Below are 16,424 nucleotides of genomic sequence, written 5' to 3' on the forward strand. Positions count from 1 at the left end.
CGGCGTCCGACACCCCCGCCCCTGCCCCCGTCGTCAGCCGGGGACACCCGTGGGGCGGGGCGCCCGCGGACCGCGGCCACTGTGCCGACTCTGCCTGGATGGGCGGGAGTTGACGTGCTACGTTCGCTGGCAGTCAGGTGTGCCGGCTCGTGGGGGAAGGTCGGTGGAAACAGCGGCTGGGTTAGGGGAGTTCGGGCGGCTGCCGGGCAGTGAACTGCTGTTCCGCCTGACGGAGGCACTGTGCGAGCTGAGCTGCCTGGAGGACCAGGCGGGTCGCGCCTTCTTCGCGGGGGTCCTCTCGGACCACCTGGACGCGCACATCGACCTGCGGGGCACCAAGCAGCGCGAGGACGTCATCGCCTTGGTGCGGACGGCACTGAACGTGCAGGCCGGCGCTCGGGTGCTGGCCGACGTGGTGCGCGTCTTCGAAGGGGCTGCGGCCGCCGCCCGGATCGAGGACCTGATCCGCCCGGGCGACAGCCCGCCGGCCGACGCCCCGCCGACGGTGCCCGGTCCGCTCACCGATCGTGACGTCGATTCCGCGCTGGCCCTCCTGGACGCCGTCGAGGGCAAGCTGTCCGCGGGCGGCCTCCGCGACGGTCTCGTCGGTGACCTGCATGTGGACCTGCCGCCGAACCTCTCTCCCGGTCGCCTCTTCGCCTACGTCGCGGACCTGAACGTCCAGCCGGACGGCCTGCCCCCCGCCGTCCTGCTGATGGAGCACGCGGCCGAACTCGTCCGTGCCGCGCAGTGGCGGCGGGCCCTCTCCGCCTGGGCGGTGGCCTGGGCCACTCGGGCCGGGCTGCTGACCGCACTCGAACGGCGCCGGAACGAGCGGGCGGAGACCCGACCCGACCCGACGATTCCCCGATGCCTGGTCGTGGCCGTCGAACCGGCCGACGACGGCTCCGGAGACATCGTCGTCCGCCCTTGGCTGAACACCGTCCCCGGCTATTGGCACCCGCGGCCCGGCGATCCGGAGACGACAGGTCTCGACGGACTCGGGGGCGCGGTCGAACGTGCCCTGCGGCAGGTCCTGCGGCTCCCGTCGGCCCCCCGGGAACGCGGTCTCGGCGGGTTCGAACCACCCGCGCCGTACGTCGAGTTCGTCCTCCCGTACGACCTGCTCAACCACAACGTGGCCGGACTGACCGTGCAGTCGGGCGACGGCAAGCCGCTGCCCCTGGGCCTGAAGTACAGCGTGCATCTGCGCAGTCTGGAGCGGATGCGCAGCAACGACGTCCTGGTCAGGGCCCAGTGGCAGGAACGCTGGACCACCCTGCAGGACCGGGGCATCGCGGTCCACGGCTGGCGGATGTCCGATGCCGCGGGGCTGGACGAGTGGCAGGCGGCCCTCGCCGCGGAGCCCGGCCGTACGGCCGCCGTTCTCGACGCCCCGGACGGTGGCGCGGCGACGGACGCGTTCAAGGCGGCCGTCGCCGAAGGCATCGGACTCGCCGTGTGGGACCGCAGAGGCGAGTTCCTGGAGGAGCGCCGCGAGGTGGTGACCGCCGTGTTCGCCGCCGTCCAGCAACCGACGCGGCTCCCGGCCGTCATTCACCAGCTGAGACGGACGGCGGAACTCCACGCGGCAGGTCCCCTGCTGCTCGGCAGACACATCGCCTTCTTCTGGGACGACCCCAACCGGCTGGTCGACATACAGACCGTCACCGGTCACGCCCCTGCCGCGCACGGCGTCGACAGTCCGGCCGGCCTGGGCACCATCGACAGCGAGGAGGCGCCCGTATGAGTGGGCCGGAAGCAGCGGACGGTCGGGACTGGCGGGTCTTCGAGGCCACCGGGGCGGCTCCCGGCGGGCCACCGCCGTCTCTGCTGCCGGCACCACCGTGGCGCCGGTTCCGGGGCGGTCCGCCGCAGCCCGCGCCACCCGGCGACGAGCACGCCGCGCTGCGCCGCCTCGGACAGGTCGACGCGGTACCGCAGCTCGACCCCGACAGCGTCGACGTCGTCAACGCCGCACTCCTGCTGCGCCGCCCCCTCCTCGTCACCGGCGCGCCCGGCGTCGGCAAGTCCACCCTCGCCTACCTCATGTCCCGTGAACTCGGCCTCGGACGCGTCCTGGAGTGGAACATCGTCAGCCGCACCACCCTGCGGGACGGGCTGTACTCCCACGACGCGCTGGGCCGCGCGCAGGCCATCGCCGCCTGGCGGGCGGGCCTGCGTCCGCGGGAGACGGCGGCCGTCGAGTCTTCGGAGACGGAAGAGCAACCGCCTCCCGCCCTCGGTGACTTCATCACCCTGGGCCCACTGGGCACGGCGCTGCTGCCCTACGACCGTCCGCGCGTCCTGCTCGTCGACGAACTCGACAAGAGCGACATCGACCTGCCCAACGACCTGCTGCACGTACTGGAGAACGGCAGCTACGAGATCCCCGAGCTGGTGCGGGACGCCTCGGACCGTGCGCGGGTCCGCACCAGCGACCCGGGTGGCTCGGCGGACCTCCGGCAAGGGCGTGTGGAATGCCGGGAGTTCCCGGTCGTGGTCATCACCAGCAACGGTGAGCGGGAGTTCCCCGCCGCCTTCCGCCGGCGCTGCCTTCCCCTGGAGATGCGCACACCCACTCGGGATCAGCTCCTCGCCATAGTGGACAGCCACCTCAGGGTGCGGCCGCCGGACGCGGAGGTCCTGGTCGACCTGTTCGTCCAGCGGGTCGAGGCAGGCGGAACGCACTCGCTGGACCAGCTGCTCAACGCCGTTCAACTGACCACGGCCGGTACGTTCCCCGCCGACGCGAGCGGACGCAAGCTCGTGGAGATGCTCCTGCGCGACCTTGCGAAAGGCCGCTGAATGAAGGAGACGGGACCGTCCGCCACCGAGCGGCCGCAGTCCGCGCCGCACTGGCAGGAGCTGGCCGACGCCGTCTGGCTGGCTGCGCACTGGGCCCGCGCCGGACGTCCCACCAGCGCGGATGCCATGCCGTCGGCCGCGGGTGACCGGACGGACGGCCCGCCCCCGCGTCCCGTCCCCGACCGGCCGCGCGAGGAGCAGCCCGAAGCACAGACGGGCGACGGCCCCGCCCCGGGCCCGCTGTTCGCACCCGACCCGGACGGCCCGGCCCGCGTACACCTGGGAGCGCCCGTCCTGCCCGGGCCGGGCACAGGCCGACGAGGTCCGGACGGACGCGCCGCGGCACTGGCCCGTGCCCTGCACCGGCTGGCGCGCCGGGTGCCGTCGCGTGACGCCGTACGACTGGACGAGGAACGCACCGCCGAACGGGGTGTCTTCGACGAACTGTGGATGCCGTGGTTCCGTCCGGCCGAAGCCACCGCCTTCGACCTGGTCGTCCTGGTCGACGACGGCCCCACCATGACCGTCTGGGCGCAGGAGACGGCAGGCCTGCGCGCCGCCGCCGAACACAGCGGCGCCTTCCGCGCCGTGCGCACCGCCGGTGTGGCCGTACCGCTCACCGGGGAGCCCAGGCTGCGGTGGGGTGCCGCGCGAGCCACGGTGGCTCCCGCCGAGATCCTCAACGGCATCGGCGACAGGATCTTCCTCGTCGTCACGGACGGCCTCGGTCACGGGTGGGCCGGCCCCGCCGCCGACCGGCTCCTCGGCCGCCTGGGCCGGGCCGGACCCACGGCCCTCGTCCATCTGCTCCCACCCCATCTGCGTCACCGCAGCTCGCTCCACCCGTACCCCGCCGAGCTGGAAGCCGGCGGTTTTGGCGTCGCCAACACGGGCCTCGACCACCGGGCCCCACCGGGTGGCCACGATCCGCTACGGCCCCTGCCCGACGCCGACGACGCCGTGCCCGTGCCCGTGCTGTCCCTCAAACCCGGCTCCCTCGCGGCGTGGGCCGACCTTGTGACCGGCGAACGCGGAGTGCGCCGCACGCTGCCCGTCGTGCCGACGGGCACCCTCACCAGGAGCACACCGGCGCCGGGTCTGCGGGCCCCCGAGTCCCGGCAGGCCGCCGTCACCGCGGTGCACCGCTTCCTGACGCTCGCGACACCGGCCGCCCGACGCCTCGCCACCCAACTGGCCGTGATCCCGCTGGACTTCCCCCTCGTGGAGCAACTCCAGCAGCGCGTCATGCCGGAGACCGGCCCGGAACACCTCGCCGAGATCCTGATGGGCGGCCTCATCGACTGGAACGGGGACGCCGGAGCACCCGACTTCGCCGACGGAGTGCGCGAGGCGCTCCTCGCCACCACCAGCCGCACCCAACTCGCGCGCACCGTCGGCATGGTGGGAGAGCTGCCCGCCGCGGGCGGGCGGGGCGTCGCGCTGCGCGCCGCCCTGCGCAACCCGACGGGGGCCACGCTGCCCGACCCCGCCGCACGCGGCTGGGTGCGCAGCGAACTGGCGGTGCTGCACGCGCTCGCAGGACCGTACTCCGAGCGCGCCCGCCGCATCGAGGCGGAGCCCGGAGCCCCCGACGCCCCTGGCGACCGGCCCAGAGCACTGAACGGCAGGCCGGCCGCGACCAGGGCTTCCGGGGCGGTACCCGACGACGCGACCGCGCGTTCCGACCTGACCGAGCGAGCGATGGAGGCATGGCCGGGCATGAAGAGCAAGTCGGCGGGATCGCCTGCCCTCCTGGTGAACGTCCCCCTGCGGAACACGTCCTTCGTGGGCCGGCAGGAACTCCTCAGGGTCGTGGAGGAACAACTGGCCGCGCAGGACACCGCCGCCGTGCTGCCGCACGCGCTGCACGGCCTGGGCGGTGTCGGCAAGTCCCAGCTCGTCCTGGAGTACGTCTACCGGCACCAGCACGACTACAAGGTGATCTGCTGGATCCCCGCCGAGCGGGAGAGCCTGATCCTGGCGTCACTGGCCGGCCTGGCGTCCCACCTCGGCGTCGTCCCGACGGACCGCGACGACGGAGGCGCACCGGCGGCCAACACCGCGGTGCCGGCCGTCCTGGAGGCGCTGCGCACCGGCACGCCGTACGCGGACTGGCTGCTCGTCTTCGACAACGCCGAGGACGTCGAGGCGGTGCGCGCATACTTCCCGCCCAACGGCCCGGGGAAGATCATCGTCACCTCCCGGAACCGTGCCTGGGAAAGGGTGGCCACCCCGCTGCCGGTGAACGTCTTCGAGCGGGAGGAGTCCATCGAGCTGCTCCAGAAGCGCTCCGCCGACCTGTCGACCGCGGACGCGGACCGGCTTGCCGACGCCCTCGGCGACCTCCCGCTCGGAGTGGAGCAGGCCGGCACCTGGCATGCCGTCACGGGCATGCAGGTCGACGAGTACCTGGACCTGCTCGCCCAGCGCAGCCCGGAGATCCTCGACCTCGATCCGGCTCCCGACTACCCGGTCTCCGTCGCCGCCGCGTGGGACATCTCGCTGGAGCGCCTCCGGGAGAACAATCCGGGCGCGCGCCAACTGCTCGACATCTGTGCGTCCATGGCACCGGAGCCCATTCCGCGGGCGCTGCTGCGCGGCAGCCGTGGTGTGAGCATCACACCCGACATCGACCCCCTGCTGCGCGAACCGATCAGGCTGAACCGTGCCGTCCGTGACCTCAGCCAGTTCTCGCTGGTCAAGGTGGATCCGCGATCCGACACCCTGCAGATGCACCGCCTCCTGCAGACGGTCCTCCTGGCGAAGCTGGTGCCGGAGGAACGGGAGCGGATGCGGGACGCGGCGCATCAGCTGCTGTCGGCGTCCAAGCGAGGCCGCTTCGCCTCCTCGGCCGAGTGGCGCGACTTCCAGACGCTACTGCCTCATGTTCTCGCGTCGCACGCGGTTGCCAGCACGGACACCTGGGTGCGCGACCTGGTCCACGACATGGTGTGGTTCCTCTACTACTGGGGCGACCAGGCGGGTGCCGTGGAACTCGCGCGGCAGGCCCACCGAGCCTGGCTCACGGCCTCGGGCGAGGAGGACATTCACGTCGTGCGGATGTCGAAGTGCCTGGCGTTCGTGCTGCGTCAGGTCGGGCAGGTCGCGGAGTCGATCCCGCTCAGCGAGGCCGCGCTCCAGGTGTCGCGTCGTATCGACGCCGAGCCCGAGGTCATGATCGACTCGCTGTGCGAGCTGGCGGACGCGCGCCGCTACCAGGGGTTGTTCCAGGAGGCGCGGGAGCTGAGCAGAGAAGCCAGTGAGCTGGCACGCTCCCTGTTCGGCCCTGACGATCCCATCACTCTGCGCGCCACCCACAGCTGGGGCGTGGACCTGCGGCAGTGCGGCCAGTTCAAGGAGGCGCTTCCCCTGGACCAGGAGAACGCCCGGGTACGTGACCTCCTGCTGGGACCCGCCAACTTCTTCACCCTCAACAGCCTCAACGCCCTCACCATCGACACACTGGAGGCCGGCGACTACCCGGGCGCCCGGGACCTGCAGGAGGACGTGCACCGCAGGGCGCGTGCCGCGCTCGGCGCCGAAAACCCGCTGAGTCTGCGCATCGCCCGCACCCTCGCCGTCTGCCGGCGCCGCGACGGGGCGACAGCCGAGGCCGCCAGGCTCTCGGAGGCGACACTGCGGCGTACGGTCGCCCGGTTCGGCGTCGAGCACTTCGACTCGCTGTCCACGGCGGTCAACGTGTTCGTCGACCGACGCCTGTGCGGAGATCTCGAAGCCTCCCGTCAGCTGGCCGAGACGACCGTACGGCGATACGAGCAGCGTCTGGGGCGGAGCCACGCCCACACGCTGCTGTCCAAGGCCATGCTGGCCGCCACCCTGCGTGCCCTCGGTGATCTCGACTCCGCCCGGGCGCTGGAGGACGACGCGGCCCGCGCGCTCCGCGAGACAGTGGGATCCGCCCACGTGATCGCCCTGACCCTCGCCATCGGCCAGGGCAACACGGCCTATGCGAGCCTGGACTTCGAGCACGCACACGAGATCGATGAGGCCAATCTGCGGATGCTCGCCGAGGTGGCGGGCGAGCAGCACCCGCTGACGTTGTCCTGCGCGACGAACCTCTCCCTCGACCTGCGCGGTCTGGGCCGCGGGGCGGCGGCCGACGAGCGGCAGCGCGTGGCGGTGGAGGGTCTGGCCGGCGTGGTCCGCCCCGACCACCCGTGGCTCCTGGCAGCGCGCCAACGGCGACGCGTCGAGTGCGACATGGCTCCCGCGCAGCTCTAGACAGCGGGGCCGGTTGCCGGAACAACCCCGCCTCACCCTCGACGGGAGAGGATGTGTGTCCGCCATGACAGGGCCGACGGAGGATCCGCCGACTTCTCGCGTACACCCGCACCGGGTGCATGCCCTGATCGTCGGCATCGAGGCCTACGAGGCCGGCGCCGCCTGGGACCTGCCAGGACCCGCTCGCGACGCCGTGGCCTTCCACCGGCTGCTGCGCACCGCCGGTGTGCCCGAGGCACAACTCCGCCTTCACCTGGCTCCGCTGGCCTCCTGCACTCCGGGCGTCGCGTACCGTCCCGCCGACCAGGCCACGCTGCGCCGGGTGCTGGTACGCGAACTGCCGCGAAGCGAGGGGGACTTCTTGTGCGTCTGGTGGGGCGGTCACGGTGTTCTCGACCGGGCCGGCCGTACACGGCTGTTCTGCGCGGACGCCACTACGAACGACAAGGTCTCCATCGATCTGGAGTCCGCACTCGGCCGCTACACGAGCGACGCCGTCCCCGGGTTCGTCGAGCAGCTGTGGATCGTGGATGCATGCGAGACGTTCGAGGAGGCTCTCGCCTTCCGCGATCCGCTGCCGTCCGAGGCGCTGCCTGTCGGGCAGCGCACCCTCGCCCACCGGCAGGTGCTGATGCGTGCGGCGGGCCGCGGCAGGCAGGCGGCCAACGATCCCGTACGGGCCACCGGTCTCTTCTCGGACGTGCTGCTCGGTCTCCTGGCGGGCCGGCCCCGCATCCTGCCCGCGCTCCTGGACCCCGAGGAACTGTTCGCCGCCGCGGGGGAGCGGATCGCCGCTCTGCGCGGGGCCGGGCGCACTCACCAGCACCCCGAGATCCAACTCCGAGCCCCCGGGCGTACCGAGGTACTGGCGGCCGCCGACGCTCCGGTTGCCGAGGAGCGTCCGGTGTCCGCACTGGGACGCGCCGTGAACGCCCTGATCGCCTACCCGTTGATGACAGATCCGCTCGAACGGCAGGCCGTTGTCTCCGCGTTGGGCCCTGGGCTGGCCGGCACACTGCCGCGCCACAGCAAGGCTCGTACCGACGCCGTAGGCATCCTCACCACGCTCGCTCGTCAGCGCCCCGAGAGTCTGTGGCAGTTGTACGACGCCGTCCTCTCGGTCGACGACCACCCCGGTCGCCGCGCCGAACTCGGGAAGGCGTTGAGCGAACTCGTCCACTCGCGCGAGCGCGGCGAGAACGCAGGGCTCCATGTGCAATGATCGGGGCGTCGCACGGCGACAAATGAGGGGGAGACACCTTGGAGCAGCCGAGCGCTCTGTGCAACTCCGAACCCGCCGTCAATGAGCCCGTCGATGTCGCGATTTCGGACTGGTTGGAGTCGGACCTCGCAGACGTCGCGACGCTGCCGCTGACGTCCTTGGACGAACTTGATCCGCTCCGGCCCGACGCCCGCCTGTTCGAGGAGGTCCTCCGGGCGGGCAACGGCATGAGGGGTGGGGGAGAGGGCCCTCCAGGAGCTGCGTAGCCACCGTCGGACCGGTTCCGGAGCCGCGACGAGGTCGGTGCGACCGCGTGGCTCCGAACGCCACGCCCCGTGACCGGAGGTCTTCCGCCCGTGATCAGCGCGCAGCCCCCCGCCCCCCTCCGCATGCCCGACCGACTCTTCGCGGAGCTGGCGGCCGGTGGTGGCTCCGCCGAGGCCGTCGCGTTTCTGGAACGGGGGGAGCGGGCACGCCGGCTGCTGCTCCTGCGGACCCTGCTGGACCGGCTGGAGGCACTGCCGACCCCCCTGTCGCCGACCGCGGAGGCCTGGCGTGCCCTCCGGGAGGCCGCCGAGCGGGCCCCCGAGCCGGTCGACCGGCTGCTGCTCGCCCCCGCGACCGGCGGCTGGATGGCCCACGCCCTGCGGCGGCTGCACGGCACGGCGTCGGGGCCGCCGCTGTGGGCCGAGGCGGGTCACCTGTGCGCACTGGCCCTCTCGGCGTCGCTGAGCGCGGGCACGGAGACGGAGCTCAGGGTCGCCCTGACCGACGGTCGCCTGTTCCTCCCGGGGCTCGGACTGGCCCGACTCGTGCGCGCCGAACCCGGGTTGACGGTCGGACGTGCCCGCACGCACCGGGGGGAGCTGACCCTCAGCGGTCCGGCGGACGGTGGCGGCGTCACGTCCCTGACGGTCCGGCCGGCGACGTCACCCGTGGGCGTACCGACGGGCAGCCACGCGTCCGGAGCCGAGGCGGACACGTCGAACGGCGGCGCCTCCTGGCTCCCGCTGCGTACCCTGACCCACCACTCTCCCGCCGGCCCCGTGGCCATCCCCCTGGACGACCTCGACCCGTACCGCGACCTCGACGATCCGCTGCCGCCCGCCCGGCTGGACGACGCGGAGGCCGAGGCGTGGCAGAAACTGTTCGAGGAGGCAAGCGCGCTGCTCGCCGCACCGGGCGGTACCGGACCCGGGCGGCTCGATCCGGCCGCCGTCCGCGCCGTCGTCCCCTGCGGCCGTACCGGTGTCCTGCCGCCCGCCCCACCGGACGTCCGGGTGTCGGCGTCGAGCGGCGACGCCTACGGCGCGATGGTGATCGCCCGCCCCGCCGCCGCGCTGCCTCTCGCCGAGACCCTCGTGCACGAGTTCCAGCACAGCAAGCTCGCCGCCCTGCTGCATCTCTTCCCGCTGCTCGACGACGACCGTGAGGAGCGCTACTACGCCCCATGGCGGGCCGACCCGCGGCACCTCACCGGCCTGCTGCACGGCGCCTACGCGTTCACCGGCGTCGCCGGTTTCTGGCGGGACCGACTGGCGCCGGCGCCGGACGACCGGGCGGCGGAGGAGGCCGGTTACCACTTCGCCCTGCGCCGACTGCAGAGCCGGCTCGTCGTGCGCACCCTGCTGGCCACCGGCCGTCTCACCGCCGAGGGACGTGCCCTCGTCGCGGGGCTTGCGGCCACCCTGGACGACTGGTTGCACGAGCCCGTGCCCGCCGCGGCCCTGAGCCGCGCCCGTACGGCCGCCGCGCTGCATCGCACGGAATGGCGGCTACGGAACGTCGAGCCGCCCGACCCCTCCGCACCGGCCGGACCGTCGGGTCTCCGGTTCCGTTCCGACCGTGCCTTCTGGCCGGACCTGCGCACCCATGCCTTCGCCACGCGTCCGAGCGCACCGCGTACCGCCGACGAGCATCTGGCCGCGGGCGACCCGGCGGCCGCCCTCGCCCGTTACACCGACGCACTCGCCGACGACCCGGCCGAACCCCACGCCCTGGCGGGCTGGATCGTCGCCCGAGCCGCCCTCGTCGACGGCCGTGCCACCCGCCGTATGCTGGCCCGCCCCGAGCTGCCCGGGCCCCGGCCCGGCACCTGATCGCCCGGCGCCTCACTCCCGCCCGGCACCCCGCCGTCACAGAACGCCCTTGTGTCCCGCACACCTTCGTCCATATGGTGGACGGCCGTGCGGCGCAAGGGTGTTCGCACGGCTGCGAGGGGGAGTCGAGATGGAGATCAAGAAGGTCGTCGTCCGGGAGGACCAGCCCGGCACCGGCCGCCGGCCGGCGATCCTGGAGAAGCGGCCGACCCGCTGAGCATGCGCGTCCACCTGGTCACGATGCCGTGGCATCCGATCGATCTGCCCTCGCTCCAACTGGGCCTGCTGAACCGGATCGTGCGGCGCGGCCGCCCCGGCGACGAGGTGACCGAGTTCCACGGGTCGCTCCGCTGGGCGGAGTTCCTGCTGGAGCACTCGGGCGGCCGGCTGCGGCCGGGTGACTACACGGCCGTCGGCAGCGACGCGATCTTCCACGGCCTCGGCGACTGGGTCTTCTCCGGTGTCCTGTACGACGACCCCGGCTGGGGTCTGGCCCGGCTGCGGGACTACGCGGCCACCCGGGACGTCTTCGTCGACACCGCCGTGGCCATGCGGCCGTACGCCGCCGAGTTCGTCGCCCGGTGCGCCGACGAGGTGCTGGCCGCCGAGCCGGACGTGGTCGGGTTCACCAGCACCTTCATGCAGAACGTCCCCTCCCTCGCCCTGGCTCGCGAACTCAAGCGCAGAAGACCCGGGTTGACGGTCGTCTTCGGCGGCAGCAACTGCGACGGCCCGATGGGGCACGCCCTGCACCGCAACCACCCCTTCGTCGACCATGTGGTGCGCGGTGAGGCCGAGTACGCCTTCCCCGCCCTGCTCGGCCACCTGGACGCGGGCACCGTGCCCGACGACGTGCCGGGGCTGTGCTGGTGGGACGGCACCCTGTCGCGGGCCAACGCGGAGACCCGGCGCACCGTGGCACCGGCCGACATCCCCGCGCCCGACTACGACCAGTGGCAGACGGCCCTGGACGCCTCCCCGGTCCAGGAGTACGTCCATCCGAAACTGGTGGTGGAGGGGGCCCGGGGCTGCTGGTGGGGCGAGAAGCACCACTGCACCTTCTGCGGGCTCAACGGCTCCGCGATGGCCTTCCGTGCCAAGCCGGGAGAGCGGCTGTGGGCGGAGATCGACCGGCTGGTGCGCCGGCACCGCATCCTCGACGTGGTCACGGTCGACAACATCATCGACATGGCGTACTTCCGGGACTTCCTGCCCCGAGTCGTCGACAGCGGCTGGGACCTGCGGCTGCACTACGAGGTCAAGTCGAACCTCACCCCCGCGCAGCTCGGACTCCTCGGCGCGTCCGGCACGGTGCACATCCAGCCCGGTATAGAGAGCCTGGGCAGCCGCGTCCTGGACCTCATGGACAAGGGTGTCACCGGCGCCCGGAACGTGCGCACCCTGCGCGAGTGCGAGAACCACGCGCTGACCTGCTCCTGGAATTTGCTCTACGGCTTCCCCGGCGAGACCGCCGAGGACTACACGTCCGTCGTCGAGCAGCTGCCCGCCCTGGTCCATCTCCAGCCGCCGAGCGGTGCCCACCGCATCCAGCTGGAGCGCTTCAGCCCGCACTTCACGGACCCGGGCCGGGGCTTCGGCAAGCGCCGCCCGGCCGAGATGTACCAGCACGTCTACGACCTGCCCGAGGGTGAACTCGCCGACCTCGTCTATCTGTTCGACACCGAGGACGCGGGCATCTCGGGACCGGCCGAGCGGCGGCTCGGGAAGGCCGTCGCCGAGTGGCGGTCGGGGTACGCGCACTCCCGGCTGCTGTTCGAGGAGGACGGCGCGGAGCTGCTGGTGCACGACCGACGGCATGGACGGCCGCCGGCCACCCATCGGTTCACCGGCTGGCGCGCCGCGGCGCTGCGGCTGCTGGAGGACGGCCGTACCCTGCCCGCCCTGCACCGGCTGCTGACCGCCGACGGCCACGGGGTGACGGTGGAGGCCCTGGGGGACTGGGTGCGCCAGGCCTTCTCCTCGGCCCTGTTGTTCCGTGACGGAACCACGTACGTGGCCCTGCCGACATGGGGCGAGCCGGTCCGGCTGACCGAGGGGGCCGGATGAGCGGGCTGCCGGCGACCGTGCCGTACCGGATCGCCGGGCGCCGGGTCGAGGTGACGGAGCCCCTGGACCTCGGCGGGGAGGGCCGGGAGACGGCGGAGGCGGTCGGGTTCCTGCGCGAATGCCAGGGCCTCGGACTGAGCGTCGGCTGGCGGGCGACCGGCAGCCCGGCCTGGGACCTCGGCGTACTGCGCCATCTGCCGCCACCGGTAGAACTGGCCTGCTCCCCATCGGAGTTGGCCCAGTGGCGGAGCGGGTACACCTTCGGCAGCCTCTACCACCGGCGCGGCCCCGGCTTCGTGACCGTCCTGGACCGCAGGCAGGAGGGCACGGCGGTCCGGCTCACCCTCGACCACCCCGATCTCCACGCCACCTTCCTGCGGCTCCTCACGCCCACACCCCTCGACGCGCTCGGCACCACCGAGTGCGAGGCCGCGGACCTCCTCGCCGCCGAGCGGCTGGTCCTCGTCACCGGTGGCTGGGCGGTGGCCCTCCCCCCACGCGTCCGGCAGTGGCCGGTCCCCTGCACGGCGATCTGACCCCCGCCTCACCGTCCCGCCAGCCGCAGCCGCTCCCCGCACACCCCCACGCGTACCGTCTGGCCCCAGGTGAGCTGGAGGGCGTCCGTCTCCATGCCGTCGCCGAAGGCGATGAGGCGGTCGGACTCCACGGTGAGCGTCAGGCCGGCCGAGGTGCCCAGTTCACCCGCCACCAGGCTGGTGCCGGTGGCCGGTGACGGCCAGGCCTCGCGGACGAACCACACCAGTCGTTCCTCGGTGGGGGAGGGCAGCGCGAGCCGGCCGCCGCGCTCCTGCCACACCGAGCGGAGCCAGCCGGTCGCGCCGGTGCCGGTTCCCACCAGCACCCCCGAGGAGGCCTGGGCCTCGACGACACCCCCGTCGCCGTCGAGGCCCAGGCGGTAGCGGGCGGTCTGGTGGCCGGGTGTGCCCAGGTAGATCTCGTTGAGCGCGACCAGCCGCTGCGTGTCGTCGGCCACCGCCTCGACCATGGTCAGCTCCTCGCACCCGGTGTCCGCCGCGAGCAGCTTCGCCGTGTCGCGGGGACGGTGGCGTACCAGCACACCGGGGTTGCGGCCGGGGTCGGCGTCGATGCCGATCACCGGTTGTCCCGTCAGGTACTTGGCGACGTTGGCGACCAGTCCGTCCTGGCCCACCACCACGACCACGTCCTCGGGTGCGAACAGGAACCGGTCCAGGTCGCCCCGCTCCACCCGGGCCTGGCGCCAGGTCAGCGGGACCGCCGCCGTCACCTCGGCCAGGGCGCGGTGGGCGCGGTGGTGGCGGTCGGCGACCTCCGCGATGTCCCGGCCGCGGGAGGCGAGGAAGAAGGCGGCCTGGCCGTGCGTGCCGTGCCGGGCCACCAACTCCTCGTACTCGGTGGTCCGGTGGACCAGCACCGCGCGCGGGGCGAGGCTCACGCCTGAGCCTCCGCGGGACCGCCGAGCTTCGCCAGCAGCCCGGTCAGCACGTCGGGCGAGATGGTCACGCTGTCGATGTGCGGCACGTTCTCGGCGAGGCGCATCCCGGCGAGGGCGTGCAGGGTCGCCACGTCGGCCTCGGCGTGCACCCGCAGCCACGCCGCCCGTGCCGCGGCCTCCGCCTCGCCCACCTCGCGGGCCCGCTCGGCCTCCGCGCGGGCGAGCCGCACCGCCTTGGCCGCCTCCGCCTCGGCGAGCCTGAGGGTACGGGCCGCCTCGGCCTCGGTGAGGGCCGCCGTCCGCGTGGCCTCCGCCTCGGCGAGCTTCACCGAGCGGGCGGCTTCGGCCTCCGCGAGCTTCACCGACCGGGCCGCCTCGGCCTGCGCGCGTACCGCGTCCGCGGCCGCCTGCTCCTCCGCCTCCCGGCGCGCGTTGGTGCCGCGCTGGTCGACCAACCGCTCCTCGCGGCGCGCCAGTTCGATCTTGCTGGCCAGTTCGTTCTCGGCGATGGCGCGCTCCCGCTCCACCGCCACGGCCCGCCGCTCGTAGGTGGCGCGGTCGGCGTCCTGCTGGATCTGCTCCCGGGCCGGGGTGCGCAGGGCGCGCTCCACCTCCGGCTCCGGCCGCAGGGCCATCACGCGTACCGCCACCACCTCGATGCCGGTGGCCGGCAGCCGCGGTTCGGCACCGAGGCCCGCCGCGACCCGCTCGCGCACCTCGGCCACCCCGTCGACGAGCGCCGCCGACAGCGGTGTACGGGCGAGGACGTCCAGCGCGTGCTGCTGCGCCGTCTCGGTGAGCAGGGTGCCCAGCTGCTCCAGCGGAGTGCCGCGCCAGACGCCGGTGTCCGGGTCGATGGAGAAGTCCAGCCGGCCGGCGGCGAGCGCGGGGTCGGCGATGCGGTAGGTCACGGTGGCCTGCACCGTCACGTCCTGGAAGTCGGCCGTGCGGGCGTGGAAGGTCATGGCCAGCTCACGGTCGTCCACGGGGACCTCGGAGAGCGCGGCGGTCAGCGAGCGGAACCAGAAGCTGAGCCCGGTGCCGTCGTGCACCAGCCGGCCGGAGCGGTGGTGCCGGACGTGCGCCGTCGGCGCGCCGCGCAGATGGCGCCAGCCGAGGCGCCGGGTGATGTCGGCCATGAGTCCCCCTCGATCGTTTTCGTCAAGGAGACGATAATTGGGCCACCCGCTTGTCGTCAAGGGGACGAAAACTGGGGGACGCGGAAACCGCCGAGACGGGGGTGAAGCCGCGGTGCGATGGTCAGGATGGAGGCATGGGATTCCATGTCGACTCCGAGGCCGGGCGGCTGCGCCGCGTCATCCTTCACCGGCCGGATCTCGAGCTCAAAAGGCTCACCCCCAGCAACAAGGACGCGCTCCTCTTCGACGACGTGCTCTGGGTGCGCCGGGCACGCGCCGAGCACGACGGGTTCGCCGACGTCCTGCGCGACCGCGGCGTCACCGTCCACCTCTTCGGCGAACTGCTCACCGAGACCCTGGCCCTCCCTGAGGCGCGGACCCTCGTCCTGGACCGGGTCTTCGACGAGAAGGAGTACGGGCCCCTCGCCACCGACCACCTGCGGGCCGCCTTCGACCGGATGACCCCGGGCGAGCTGGCCGAGGCCCTGGTCGGCGGGATGACCAAGAGGGAGTTCCTGGACGGCCACGCCGAACCGACCTCCGTCCGCTTCCACGTCATGGACCTGGACGACTTCCTGCTCCGCCCGCTGCCCAACCACCTCTTCACCCGCGACACCTCGGCGTGGATCTACGACGGCGTCTCCATCAACGCCATGCGCTGGCCGGCCCGGCAGCGGGAGACCGTGCACTTCGAGGCGATCTACCGGCACCACCCGCTGTTCCGTGCGGAGATGTTCAACGTCTGGTCCCGGGGGCAGGCCGACTTCCCCTCCACCATCGAGGGCGGCGACGTCCTGGTGATCGGCAACGGCGCCGTGCTGATCGGCATGAGCGAGCGCACCACCCCGCAGGCCGTGGAGATGCTGGCGCACAAGCTGTTCGCCGCGGGCTCCGCGCGCACCATCGTGGCCCTGGACATGCCCAAGCGGCGGGCCTTCATGCACCTCGACACGGTCATGACGATGGTCGACGGCGACACCTTCACCCAGTACGCCGGGCTCGGCATGCTGCGCTCGTACACCATCGAGCCCGGGGTCGGGGAGCGGGAGCTGAAGGTCACCGACCATCCCCCGGAGCACATGCACCGTGCGATCGCCGCCGCCCTCGGCCTCGGCGAGATCCGGGTGCTGACCGCCACCCAGGACGTGCACGCCGCCGAGCGGGAGCAGTGGGACGACGGCTGCAACGTCCTCGCCGTCGAGCCCGGCGTCGTCGTCGCCTACGAGCGGAACTCGACCACCAACACGCATCTGCGCAAGCAGGGCATCGAGGTGATCGAGATCCCGGGCAGCGAGCTGGGGCGGGGGCGGGGCGGGCCGCGCTGCATGAGCTGTCCGGTCGAGCGCGAGGCGGTCTGACGGGTCCGACGCGGGAAGGGGTGTGACGGAGCGGACCCGAGCGGGCCGCATATA

General features: G+C 73.0%; 10 protein-coding genes. 8 read left to right on the plus strand and 2 right to left on the minus strand.

Translation table 11 applies throughout. The annotated features are described in order from the left end of the window. Positions 1–163: 163 nt before the first annotated feature. The 7 genes from ACF08B_RS13235 (at position 164) to ACF08B_RS13265 (ending at position 12,974) form a co-directional block, all read left to right on the plus strand. Positions 164–1,750 carry a hypothetical protein gene (locus tag ACF08B_RS13235; protein WP_392317418.1) on the plus strand — a complete coding sequence of 529 codons (1,587 nt, stop codon included), beginning with the start codon at positions 164–166 and terminating at the stop codon, positions 1,748–1,750. Next, the gene (locus tag ACF08B_RS13240; protein ID WP_392317419.1) at positions 1,747–2,808 is read left to right on the plus strand and encodes an AAA family ATPase; all 1,062 of its coding nucleotides are present in this window, start codon (positions 1,747–1,749) and stop codon (positions 2,806–2,808) included. Before ACF08B_RS13235 ends, ACF08B_RS13240 begins: the two co-directional genes overlap by 4 nt. Continuing rightward, positions 2,809–7,050 (plus strand): FxSxx-COOH system tetratricopeptide repeat protein, encoded by a 4,242-nt coding sequence (gene fxsT / locus ACF08B_RS13245; protein WP_392317420.1) that lies wholly within the window; start codon positions 2,809–2,811, stop codon positions 7,048–7,050. 64 nt (positions 7,051–7,114) lie between these two features. After that, positions 7,115–8,272 carry a caspase family protein gene (locus ACF08B_RS13250; protein ID WP_392317421.1) on the plus strand — a complete coding sequence of 386 codons (1,158 nt, stop codon included), beginning with the start codon at positions 7,115–7,117 and terminating at the stop codon, positions 8,270–8,272. Positions 8,273–8,661: 389 nt separating this feature from the next. Further along, positions 8,662–10,371, plus strand: a complete 1,710-nt coding sequence (locus ACF08B_RS13255; protein ID WP_392317422.1) for an aKG-HExxH-type peptide beta-hydroxylase — start codon at positions 8,662–8,664, stop codon at positions 10,369–10,371. Between the two features lie 219 nt (positions 10,372–10,590). Beyond that, positions 10,591–12,438 (plus strand): RiPP maturation radical SAM C-methyltransferase, encoded by a 1,848-nt coding sequence (locus ACF08B_RS13260; RefSeq protein ID WP_392317423.1) that lies wholly within the window; start codon positions 10,591–10,593, stop codon positions 12,436–12,438. Further along, the gene (locus tag ACF08B_RS13265) at positions 12,435–12,974 is read left to right on the plus strand and encodes a DUF5825 family protein (protein WP_392317424.1); all 540 of its coding nucleotides are present in this window, start codon (positions 12,435–12,437) and stop codon (positions 12,972–12,974) included. The genes ACF08B_RS13260 and ACF08B_RS13265 overlap by 4 nt, the downstream gene beginning before the upstream one ends. An 8-nt stretch (positions 12,975–12,982) precedes the next feature. Here the strand turns inward: ACF08B_RS13265 and ACF08B_RS13270 are convergent, their stop codons facing one another. Beyond that, positions 12,983–13,873: a hypothetical protein gene (locus ACF08B_RS13270; protein WP_392317425.1), complete on the minus strand. Its 891-nt coding sequence runs from the start codon at positions 13,871–13,873 to the stop codon at positions 12,983–12,985. Next, positions 13,870–15,012, minus strand: a complete 1,143-nt coding sequence (locus ACF08B_RS13275) for an SPFH domain-containing protein (RefSeq protein WP_392317426.1) — start codon at positions 15,010–15,012, stop codon at positions 13,870–13,872. Before ACF08B_RS13275 ends, ACF08B_RS13270 begins: the two co-directional genes overlap by 4 nt. A gap of 134 nt (positions 15,013–15,146) precedes the next feature. On the opposite strand from ACF08B_RS13275, the gene ACF08B_RS13280 reads away from it, so the two are divergent. Beyond that, on the plus strand, positions 15,147–16,370 hold the full coding sequence (locus tag ACF08B_RS13280) for an arginine deiminase (protein ID WP_392317427.1): 1,224 nt from the start codon (positions 15,147–15,149) through the stop codon (positions 16,368–16,370). The last annotated feature ends 54 nt before the right edge of the window (positions 16,371–16,424 follow it).

Source organism: Streptomyces sp. NPDC015139 (assembly GCF_043079785.1).
GTDB classification, from domain to species: Bacteria; Actinomycetota; Actinomycetes; order Streptomycetales; family Streptomycetaceae; genus Streptomyces; species Streptomyces albidocamelliae.

Bases quoted from the DNA above. Each gene is read 5' to 3' on its own strand.
- ACF08B_RS13240 (WP_392317419.1), top strand. From the start codon at position 1,747: ATGAGTGGGCCGGAAGCAGCGGACGGTCGGGACTGGCGGGTCTTCGAG.
- fxsT (WP_392317420.1), top strand. From the start codon at position 2,809: ATGAAGGAGACGGGACCGTCCGCCACCGAGCGGCCGCAGTCCGCGCCG.
- ACF08B_RS13250 (WP_392317421.1), top strand. From the start codon at position 7,115: ATGACAGGGCCGACGGAGGATCCGCCGACTTCTCGCGTACACCCGCAC.
- ACF08B_RS13255 (WP_392317422.1), top strand. From the start codon at position 8,662: ATGCCCGACCGACTCTTCGCGGAGCTGGCGGCCGGTGGTGGCTCCGCC.
- ACF08B_RS13260 (WP_392317423.1), top strand. From the start codon at position 10,591: ATGCGCGTCCACCTGGTCACGATGCCGTGGCATCCGATCGATCTGCCC.
- ACF08B_RS13265 (WP_392317424.1), top strand. From the start codon at position 12,435: ATGAGCGGGCTGCCGGCGACCGTGCCGTACCGGATCGCCGGGCGCCGG.
- ACF08B_RS13275 (WP_392317426.1), bottom strand. From the start codon at position 15,012: ATGGCCGACATCACCCGGCGCCTCGGCTGGCGCCATCTGCGCGGCGCG.
- ACF08B_RS13280 (WP_392317427.1), top strand. From the start codon at position 15,147: ATGGGATTCCATGTCGACTCCGAGGCCGGGCGGCTGCGCCGCGTCATC.